At 71.5% G+C, this 8,983-nt stretch carries 10 protein-coding genes; 5 read left to right on the top strand and 5 right to left on the bottom strand.

Annotation, left to right across the window (positions count from 1 at the left end; translation table 11 throughout):
* The coding region (locus tag VFO68_RS23705; protein ID WP_325160568.1) for a carbohydrate kinase family protein at positions 1-719 on the bottom strand (719 nt) is incomplete at its 3' end.
* 18 nt (positions 720-737) lie between these two features.
* Here VFO68_RS23705 and VFO68_RS23700 point away from each other — a divergent pair.
* From VFO68_RS23700 to VFO68_RS23690, 3 genes are read left to right on the top strand one after another with little or no spacing between them, the layout of a single operon-like run.
* A complete protein-coding gene (locus tag VFO68_RS23700) occupies positions 738-1,532 on the top strand; it encodes an ABC transporter permease (RefSeq protein ID WP_325160566.1) in 795 nt (264 codons plus the stop codon).
* A complete protein-coding gene (locus VFO68_RS23695) occupies positions 1,525-2,319 on the top strand; it encodes an ABC transporter permease (RefSeq protein ID WP_325160565.1) in 795 nt (264 codons plus the stop codon). Before VFO68_RS23700 ends, VFO68_RS23695 begins: the two co-directional genes overlap by 8 nt.
* Complete coding sequence (locus VFO68_RS23690) at positions 2,316-3,272, top strand: ABC transporter ATP-binding protein (protein ID WP_325160564.1); 957 nt, start codon at positions 2,316-2,318, stop codon at positions 3,270-3,272. Before VFO68_RS23695 ends, VFO68_RS23690 begins: the two co-directional genes overlap by 4 nt.
* Here VFO68_RS23690 and VFO68_RS23685 read toward each other — a convergent pair.
* Both VFO68_RS23685 and VFO68_RS23680 read right to left on the bottom strand, forming a co-directional pair.
* Positions 3,254-4,171, bottom strand: coding sequence for a pseudouridine-5'-phosphate glycosidase (locus VFO68_RS23685; protein WP_325160563.1), 918 nt, complete (start codon positions 4,169-4,171; stop codon positions 3,254-3,256). The genes VFO68_RS23690 and VFO68_RS23685 overlap by 19 nt on opposite strands.
* Positions 4,172-4,234: 63 nt before the next feature.
* On the bottom strand, positions 4,235-5,044 hold the full coding sequence (locus tag VFO68_RS23680; protein ID WP_325160562.1) for a sporulation protein: 810 nt from the start codon (positions 5,042-5,044) through the stop codon (positions 4,235-4,237).
* Positions 5,045-5,073: 29 nt separating this feature from the next.
* Between VFO68_RS23680 and VFO68_RS23675 the strand changes: the two genes are divergently transcribed.
* Positions 5,074-5,328: a DUF3039 domain-containing protein gene (locus VFO68_RS23675; protein ID WP_325160561.1), complete on the top strand. Its 255-nt coding sequence runs from the start codon at positions 5,074-5,076 to the stop codon at positions 5,326-5,328.
* A 39-nt stretch (positions 5,329-5,367) separates the two neighbouring features.
* On the opposite strand, the gene VFO68_RS23670 is transcribed toward VFO68_RS23675, so the two are convergent.
* Together VFO68_RS23670 and VFO68_RS23665 are read right to left on the bottom strand one after the other, a co-directional pair.
* On the bottom strand, positions 5,368-6,366 hold the full coding sequence (locus VFO68_RS23670; RefSeq protein ID WP_325160560.1) for a peptidoglycan-binding domain-containing protein: 999 nt from the start codon (positions 6,364-6,366) through the stop codon (positions 5,368-5,370).
* Between the two features lie 136 nt (positions 6,367-6,502).
* On the bottom strand, positions 6,503-7,552 hold the full coding sequence (locus VFO68_RS23665) for a YihY/virulence factor BrkB family protein (protein WP_325160559.1): 1,050 nt from the start codon (positions 7,550-7,552) through the stop codon (positions 6,503-6,505).
* A gap of 141 nt (positions 7,553-7,693) precedes the next feature.
* On the opposite strand from VFO68_RS23665, the gene VFO68_RS23660 reads away from it, so the two are divergent.
* Positions 7,694-8,983, top strand: a 1,290-nt coding sequence (locus VFO68_RS23660) for a DEAD/DEAH box helicase (RefSeq protein WP_325160567.1), incomplete at its 3' end; no start/stop codon positions are given.

Below are 8,983 nucleotides of genomic sequence, written 5' to 3'. Positions count from 1 at the left end.
CGGGACCCGCGGACGTCCTCCAGGCGGGCGGCGAGCTCTGCGTGGAGACGCGCGTTCTCCAGCGCGAACCCCGCGACCGCGCCGACCGCGTCGAGCAGCGCCGTCGCGCTCGCCGGGTCGGCCGAGCCGGTCAGCCTGGCCAGTTCGGTGGTGTTGGGCAGCAGCAGGTCGACGCCGCGGACCAGGTCGAGGAACCCGGCCGGGTCGGCGATGAGGTGCGCCGCCTGCGGGTCCACCGAGGTGGTCAGGCCGGCCCGCCGAGCCGCCGCCAGCGCCGCCACACCGGCCGGGATGGACGAGGCGTCCAGCAGCACGTAGCCGGACAGGTGCAGGTGCGCCGCGCCGGCCAGCAGCGCCGGATCCAGGTCGGTCGGGCGCAGCCGGGCGTTGGCGCCCCGGTCGGGCAGCATGCTGCGCTGGCCGTCGCCGTCCACCAGCACCACGACGCAGCCGGTGGTGGCGTCCGGGTCGACGGCGAAGACGCACCGCACCCCGGCGGCGGTGAGCGCGGCCCGCACGTGCGCGCCGCCCGGGTCGTCGCCGATCCGGGAGACCAGCGTGGTGTCCACCCCGTGGTGGGCGAGCCAGGCCGCCGTGTTGGCCGCCGCCCCGCCGGGGGTGAATCGGATTTGAGCGCGGGCGTCGTCGCCGTGCACGATGGGGCCGGTGTGCCGGGCGACCACGTCCAGCGCGGCGTCGCCGACCACCACCGCACGAATGCTGGGGGTGTCCACAAGGTGGGGACCGTACGTGTCGCCGCCGCGCTGGCAGCGGCCGGCTTCCGTCGGTTCTCCACCTACCGGCAGGCCACCGTGGCCGGCGCGACAACCAACATCATGTTCGGGTTCCTGCGCTGCTACGTCCTGCTGTCCATCGCCGGGTCGGCCGGGCAGCTGGCCGGGTACGACGGCCGCCAGCTCGCCACGTTCGTGTGGGTCGGGCAGGGCCTGCTCGCGGTGGTGAACGCCTGGGGGATGCTCGACCTGGCCGAGCGGGTGCGGTCCGGCGACGTGGTCACCGACCTGCTCCGCCCGGCCGGCCCGTTCACCCTCTACCTGTGCACCGACCTGGGCCGGTTCGGCTACGCCCTGCTGACCCGGTTCCTCGCCCCGATCGCGGCCGGCCTGCTGTTCTTCGAGCTGTACCTGCCGGTGGAGCCACTCACCTACCCACTGTTCGCGGTGTCGGTGGTGCTGGCCACGCTGATCGCGTTCTGCGGCCGGTATCTGATCGGCCTGAGCGCGTTCTGGCTGCTCGACGTGCGCGGCGTGACGATGATGTGGGTGTTCCTGTGGGGCGGGGCAGGCGGGCTGTACTTCCCGCTGCCGGTGCTGCCCGAGTGGGCCCAGCTGGTGCTGTGGATCGCCACCCCGTTCCCGACGATGATGCAGGCGCCGCTGGACATCCTGGTCGAGCGGGGCCACACCGGGCTGGTGCTGCTGGCCCAGTGCGTCTGGCTGGCGATCGGGCTGGCGGCATGCGCCCGGGTGCAGCGGGCCGCCTGGCGCAGGCTGGTGGTGCAGGGTGGCTAACCCCTACCTGCGCCTGACCGTGGCCCAGATCCGCGCGCAGACCCAGTACCGGCTGTCGTTCGCGCTGGACACGGTGGCCGCCGCGCTGATCACCCTGCTGGACGTGATCACCGTGTTCCTGCTGCTCAGCGTGCGGGGCGAGCTCGGCGGGTTCGGCCCGCGCGAGGTGCTGCTGATCACCGGGATCGCGGCGCTCGCGTTCCCGCTCGCCGATCTGGCGGTGGGCAACATCGAGCGGCTGCGGCACTACGTGCGCACCGGGCTGTTCGACGCGGTGCTGGTCCGCCCGTTGTCCGCGCTGCTGCAACTGCTGGCCATGGACTTCGCGCCCCGCCGGTTCGGCCGGGTGGTGCAGGGCCTGCTGATCTACCTGATCGCCCTCGTGGTCGCGGGCATCGACTGGACGCCGGCCCGGGTGCTGCTGGCGGTGCTCGCACCGGTCGCCGGGGCGGTGTTCTTCGGCAGCCTGTTCGTCGCCGGCGCGACGGTCGCGTTCTGGTGGATCGAGTCCGGCGAGTTGGCCAACTCGTTCACCTACGGCGGCCGGGACCTGACCTCCTACCCGATCACGATGTACGGCGACGTGTTCCGCCGGGTGGTCGTGTTCGGGCTCGGGTTCGCCTTCGTGGCCTACCTGCCGGCGCTGGCGCTGCTGGGCCGGCCCGATCCGCTGGGCACGCCGGCTTGGCTGCACTGGTGTTCGCCGGTCATCGCCGCGCTGGCCGCGACGGGGGCCGGTTTGTTGTGGCGCACCGGAATCCGTCACTACCGGAGTACGGGATCATGATCATCGAAACGGTCGGGCTGGCCAAGGAGTTCACCGTCTACCGGAGGAAGGGCCGGCTGCGCCGCGAGCGGCGGGTGGTGTCCGCGGTCGGCGGGGTGGACCTGCGGGTGGAGCGCGGCGAGCTGCTGGGTTACATCGGGCCGAACGGCGCCGGCAAGTCCACCACGCTGAAGATGCTGACCGGGGTGCTCACCCCGTCCGGCGGTTCGGTGCGGGTGTGCGGGCTGGAGCCGGTGCCGCAGCGCTCCCGGCTGGCCCGGCGGATCGGCGTGGTGTTCGGCCAGCGCTCGCAGCTGTGGTGGGACCTGCCGCTGGCGGACTCCTTCGCGCTGCTGCGGCACGTCTACCGGGTGCCGGCCGCCGAGCACGCCGCGCGGCTGGCGGGCTGCCGGAAGCTGCTGGATCTCGACGAGTTCCTGGACATGCCGGTGCGCCAGCTGTCCCTCGGCCAGCGGATGCGCGGCGAGCTGACCGCAGCCCTGCTGCACGGTCCCGAGGTGCTGTTCCTGGACGAGCCGACCATCGGGCTGGACGTGATCAGCAAGCAGGCGGTGCGCGGCTTCCTGGCCGAGCTGGGCGGCCGGGGCGACACCACGATCGTGCTCACCACGCACGACCTGGCCGACATCGAGAAGCTGTGCCGGCGGTTGGTGGTGATCGACCACGGCCGGGTGGTGCACGACGGATCCCTGGCGGAGTTGCACGCCAGCCACGGCTCGCGGCGCAGTGTCGTGGTCGACCTGGACGCGCCGTGGCCGGACGGGCTGGTGCCGGTCGGGGCGACGGTCACGGCGATCGAGGCCGAGGGCCGGCGGGTGACCCTCACGCTGACCGGCGCCACCGCCGGCGAGGTGGTGGCCCAGTTGGCCGGCGCGGTGGCGCTGCGCGACCTGTCGGTGCGTGAGCCGGACATCGACGAGGTGGTGGCCCGGCTCTACTCGGCGTCGCGCTGAGCCAGCTCGACGGCGACCTCGGCGGCCACCCGGGCGTTGTCCAGCACCAGCGCCTCGTTGGCGTCGAGGCTGGCGCCGCCGCTGCCGTTGTGGAAGTGCTCGAGCAGCACCGGGGTCACGTCCCGGCCGCGCACGTTGTGCCGGTCCAGCAGGTCCATGCCCTCCCGCAGCAGCCGGTCGTGCAGTTCGAGGTCCATCTCGTGTTCGGGCGGCACCGGGTTCACCAGCAGCACCCCGGAGCCGCCGGCCAGCCCGAAGTGGGCCGCGGCCACGGCGGCGGCGCCGGCCGGGGTGTCCACCCGCCACGGCACCTCGAACGCCGAGGCCCGCCGGTAGAAGCCCGGGAACGAGTCGGTCCGGTAACCGATCACCGGAACCGACCGGGTCTCCAGCACCTCCACGGTGGCCTCGATGTCCAGAATGGACTTCACGCCGGAGCAGACCACCACGATCGGCGTGCCGGCCAGCACATCGAGGTCGGCCGAGACGTCCCAGGAGGTGGTGCCGGACCGGCTCAGGTGGACTCCGCCGAGCCCGCCGGTGGCGAACATGCCGATGCCGGCGGCTGCGGCCAGCGCGGCGGTGCTGGCCACCGTGGTGGCCCCGTCGCGGCCGAGGGCCAGCGCCGGGCCCAGGTCCCGGCGGGAGAGCTTGACCAGGCCGGCGCCGGGGTCGCAGACCCGGTCCAGTTCGGTGTCGCTGAGCCCGATCCGTGGCGTGCCGCCCAGCACGGCGATGGTGGCCGGAACGGCGCCCGCGTCGCGCACGACGGTCTCCAGCCGGCCGGCGACGTCGCGGTTGCGTCCGGCCGGCAGCCCGTGTGCGAGCAGCGTGCTTTCCAGCGCGACGACGGCACGACCCTCGGACAGCGCCGCCGCCACCTCATCGGCGACGATCATGTTCGGACCCGGTTGGCGAGTGTTCTGGTCAGCGTGACCGGCTCCGATCGCCGCATGGACAATTCAGTCGAAGATACCGCGCGGCTCGGCCACTTCGCGCAGGCAGGACTCGATGTGCTGCTCCCAGTTGGTGCGCCCGAGGCTGGCGTACTCGACGGTGAACGAGCCGATGAAGGACTGGCCGCGCGCGCCCAGGCCGCCGCCCTTGGCCACCCGGACCCGCTTGGTCACGTCCAGCACGACCTGCAGGTCGTGCGGGCGGGCCAGGAAGCTCACGGCCAGGTCGGTGAACACCCCGGCGAACGCCCGCGAGGGGGTGAAGTGGATCTCCTGGAAGAACGGCAGCTGCTGGTCGACGCCGGAGATCCGGTTCTGCTCCAGACCGGCCTGGGCGAACTGGAAACCCAGCCGGCTCAGCGCGTCCAGGATCCGGTGCTGGGCCGGCAGCGGCTCGACCGGGACCGCGTCGATGTCCTGCGGGTCGACGATGGAGCTGGACAGGTTGAGGTTGGTCTGCAGGCCGATCGCCATCCCGGTCAGGTGCCGGCCGAGCACCGTGGTGATCGGTGTCTCCCAGGGCATCTGCACCTCGAACGGCACCCGGACCTGCGCGCCGGCCCGGATCACCTCGCGCCCGGCCAGGTGCACGGTGCCGAACGGCAGGTCCACGGTCTGCGGCGCCTTGCCGTTGCCGCCCGACTCGACCCGCGCCAGCAGCGTCACCCCGAGCTCGTCGACCTCCTGGTCGACCTGACCACCGGCGAGCAGCACCTCGCCGTGCAGCGTCCCGCCGGGACGCACGCCCCGGTCCAGCAGCCGGGCGTCCACCTTGGCGCCGCCGGAACCGAAGCTCGCCATCACCTTCTGAAACATGCGCAGATCCTGCCAGGCATCATGGGACGATGAGTCCACAAACCCAGACTCTCCCGGATGTCGACACTCGTCCCGAGGGCACGGAAACGAGGGGTGACGACACCCCGAAGATGTTCCATTACGTGCGCAAGGACAAGATCGCGGAGAGCGCGGTCATGGGCACCATGGTGGTCGCGCTGTGCGGTGAGGTCTTTCCGGTGACCTACGCGCCCAAGCCCGGCTCGCCGGTCTGCCCCGAGTGCAAGCGCATCTTCGAGAGCATGTCGCCGGCTGGCGACGACTGACCGGCTGGGGGCCGGGTGACCGGCCCCCGTCGTCGGCGGTCAGTACTCGCGGTGTAGTTCCTCGTCGTAGGCGCCGTGCCGGGACTCGTCGAAGTCCCCGTGCAGGTCGCGGTTGAACCGGCCGTGCGTCTCGGGGTGGTAGTCACCGTGCCGGTCCCGGTCGAAGTCGCCGTGCGTCTGCGGGTGGTACTCGCCGTGGAAGTCGGCCCGGTACTGGCCGTGCGTCTCCGGGTGGAACTCCCCGTGGTACTCGGGCTGGTACTGGCCGTGCGCCTCCGGGTGGTACGCGCCGTGGTAGTGCGGGTTGTAGTTGCCGTGCACGTTCGGGTTGAAGTCGCCGTGCACGTAGGGGTTGTAGTCCCCGTGCACGTGCGGGTTGAAGTCGCCGTGCACGTACGGGTTGTAGGCGCCGTGCATCTCCGGGTCGAACCTGCCGTGCACGTTCGGGTCAAAGGTGCCGTGCTGGGCCGGGTCGTACTGACCGTGCGTGGAGGGGTGGTAGGGCTGGTTGCTCCGGTCGTCCTCCGGCCGGTAGCGCTCCTCCATCGCGGCCTTGGTCCGCGGGCCGACCACGCCGTCGGCGCCCAGGCCGCAGTCCTCCTGGAAGGCGACCGTGGCTTCCTTGGTCCGGGCGTTGAAGTACCCGTCGACCACCAGTCCGACGTGCATCACCGCGTTGAGTTGTTCCTGCCAGACCTCGACCCGGCGGCCGCTGCTGCCCAGGCGCAGGTGGTCGGGGTTGTGCCCGCCGCCGCCTCCGCCGTGGTGCCCGCCCCCGTGCTGCCCGCCGCCCTGCGCCGGCGCCTGCCCGTACCTGATGTTGCCGTCCTCGTCGACACTGGACCCGGCCGGCAACGGGCCGGTGATGATCGTGGTGTTGCCGCGGTTGTGGCTGTCGTTATGACTGTCGTTGTGACTGTCCGACGTGTGGATTTGGGTGTTCGTGTTGGTTGTGGTGTTGTGACTTCCGGTCTGGCTGTTGTCGTCACTCGCGTCTACATTTGAGTGAACCTCGGTCTCGATGTCGCCTACCGGCATGGCTGCTCCTTCATCCTGTGGGGACGGGGTTTGGTGCCCGCCGTCTCGGCGAGTGCCAACCGCAGATTAAGATCAGCCTTGACCTGCCAGAATGTCCGTTGGGGCAACCTTTGGACACTCCCCAAGCGACATTGGTTCACGAGACGTTCTTGGGGATCTTCTCCTGGCTGGGCGGCGGGGGCGGCGCGGGGATGATCTTCGCCCGGTCCTCGGAGCGGATCTGTTCGGCGCGGTGCTCCAACTCCAGACGCCGCCAGCGGCGCCGCTGCCGGCGGGTCATCTTGGCCGGGTACATCTCCTGTATGGCGGCGTTGAAATAGGCGCCGAGCACGACCGCGAAGCCGATGAAGAAAGCGAACAGCAGAAACGCGATCGGGGTCGCCAGCGCGCCGTAGGTGTAGCCGGTGGTGGTGATCCAGGAGATGTAGAGCCGCAGCCCGATGCTGCTCAGCAGGAAGACCGCCATGGCCAGCACCGCCCCGGGCAGCCCGCGGTGCCAGGGCAGCTTGCGGGGCAGGGCGAGCTTGTAGAGCGTGGCCAGGGCCAGCACGATCAGCACGCCCAGGCCGGGGTAGTAGAGCGCGCCGACCCATTCGCTGATCTCGCCGCGCCAGCCCTCCGGGAACAGGTTCGCCAGCATGTCCGGGCCCAGCGCCAGCACCGGCAGCCCGACCACCAGCAGCACCAGGCTGGCCATGTACAGCAGCAGCGCGAAAACCCGTTGCCACACCTCGTGTCGCACGCCGTACTGGTCGTGCGCGACGGTGATCGCGTCGACGAACGAGGACATGGCCGACGAGCCGGCCCACAGGGACAGCAGGAAGCCGACGGTGAGGATCTCGCTGCGGCCGTTCTTGAGGATGTCGGCCACGGTCGGCTGGATGATCTGGGTGACCACGTTCTCGCTGAACGCGGTCCGGGACCACTCGGTGATCTTCTCCTGCACCGCGGCGATCACGTCCTGGCGGAACAGTTCGGCGAAGTAGCCGAGGCTGCCCAGCAGCCCGAGCAGCAGCGGCGGCAGCGACAGCACCTGCCAGAACGCCGCCTCGGCCGCCTCGGAGAAGATGTTGCCGTCCCAAGCCTTCGACACGGTCCGCTTGGTCAGCCGCCACGGGCCCCGGCGCGGGAAGGCACCGGTCGGCTGGGCGGCGTTACGCACCGGATGCTGGGGCTGTGGACTCATGACCACACAAGCATGCTGCATCGACCGTGAGTTGGCCCACCTCTGGGGTGAACGTGTCGCGTCGCGCGCCGGACTCGCCGCGGCCGCCGGTAAGCTTCCTGCGCTGCCGAACGGGAACGAAGGGGGCTTCGACGCGTGTCGATGCTGAGGGCCTGGCAGCGGCGGGCGTTGACGAAGTACCTGGCGAACCGGCCGAAGGACTTCCTGGCGGTGGCCACCCCGGGAGCCGGCAAGACTGTTTTCGGGCTGCGGCTGGCGAGTGAGCTGCTGGCCGACCGCACCGTCGAGGCGATCACCGTGGTCACCCCCACCGAGCACCTCAAGCACCAGTGGGCGGCCGCCGCCAGCGCCGCGGGCATCCCGATCGACGCCAACTTCCGCAACACCACCGGCGCCACCTCGGCCGACTACCGCGGCGTCGCGGTTACCTACGCCCAGGTGGCCGCCCATCCCATGCTGCACAGGGTGCGCACCGAGAACCGCCGGACCGCGGTGATCCTCGACGAGATCCACCACGGCGGGGACGCCAAGTCGTGGGGCGAGGCGATCCGCGAGGCGTTCACCCCGGCGGTGCGCCGGATCGCGCTCACCGGCACCCCGTTTCGCAGCGACGACTCGCCCATCCCGTTCGTGGAGTACGAGCCGGACCCGGCCGGGTTCCGGCGCAGCCGGGCCGACCACACCTACGGCTACGCCGACGCGCTGGCCGACGGCGTGGTCCGGCCGGTGATCTTCCTGGCCTACTCGGGCGAGACCAGTTGGCGGACCAGCGCGGGGGAGGAGTTCACCGCGCGGCTCGGTGAGCCGCTGACCGCCGAGCAGACCGCGCGCGCCTGGCGGACCGCCCTGGACCCGGCCGGCGAGTGGATTCCGGCCGTGCTGGCCGCGGCCGATCTGCGGCTGCGGCAGATCCGGGCGGACGGCATGCCGGACGCGGCCGGGCTGGTGATCGCCTCGGACCACGAGACGGCCAAGGCCTACGCCAAGATCCTGCACCGGGACATCGGCGTCGAACCGGCCCTGGTGCTTTCGGACGACCCGAAGGCCTCCGCCCGGATCGCGGAGTTCGCCCATGCGGCCGAGTCGCGCTGGATGGTGGCGGTGCGGATGGTGAGCGAGGGCGTCGACATCCCCCGGCTGGCCGTCGGGGTGTACGCCACCAGCGCGTCCACGCCGCTGTACTTCGCGCAGGCGGTCGGCCGGTTCGTCCGGGCGCGGCGGCCGGGGGAGACGGCCAGCGTGTTCCTGCCCAGCGTGCCCGCGCTGCTGGAGCTGGCCAGCCAGATGGAGGTCGAGCGGGACCACGTGCTCGGCAAGCCGCACCGGGACGCCGAGGGCTGGGACGACGACCTGCTCGCCCAGGCCAACCAGGTCGACGACGAGCCGGGCGAGGAGGAGAAGGCGTTCGTCTCGCTGGGCGCCTCGGCCGAG

The sequence above is a fragment of the Actinophytocola sp. genome, from assembly GCF_035712165.1.
In the GTDB taxonomy this organism is placed as follows: domain Bacteria; phylum Actinomycetota; class Actinomycetes; order Mycobacteriales; family Pseudonocardiaceae; genus DASYTH01.
Note: the sequence above shows the minus strand (reverse complement) of the source record. Positions and strands in the feature narration are given on the sequence as shown.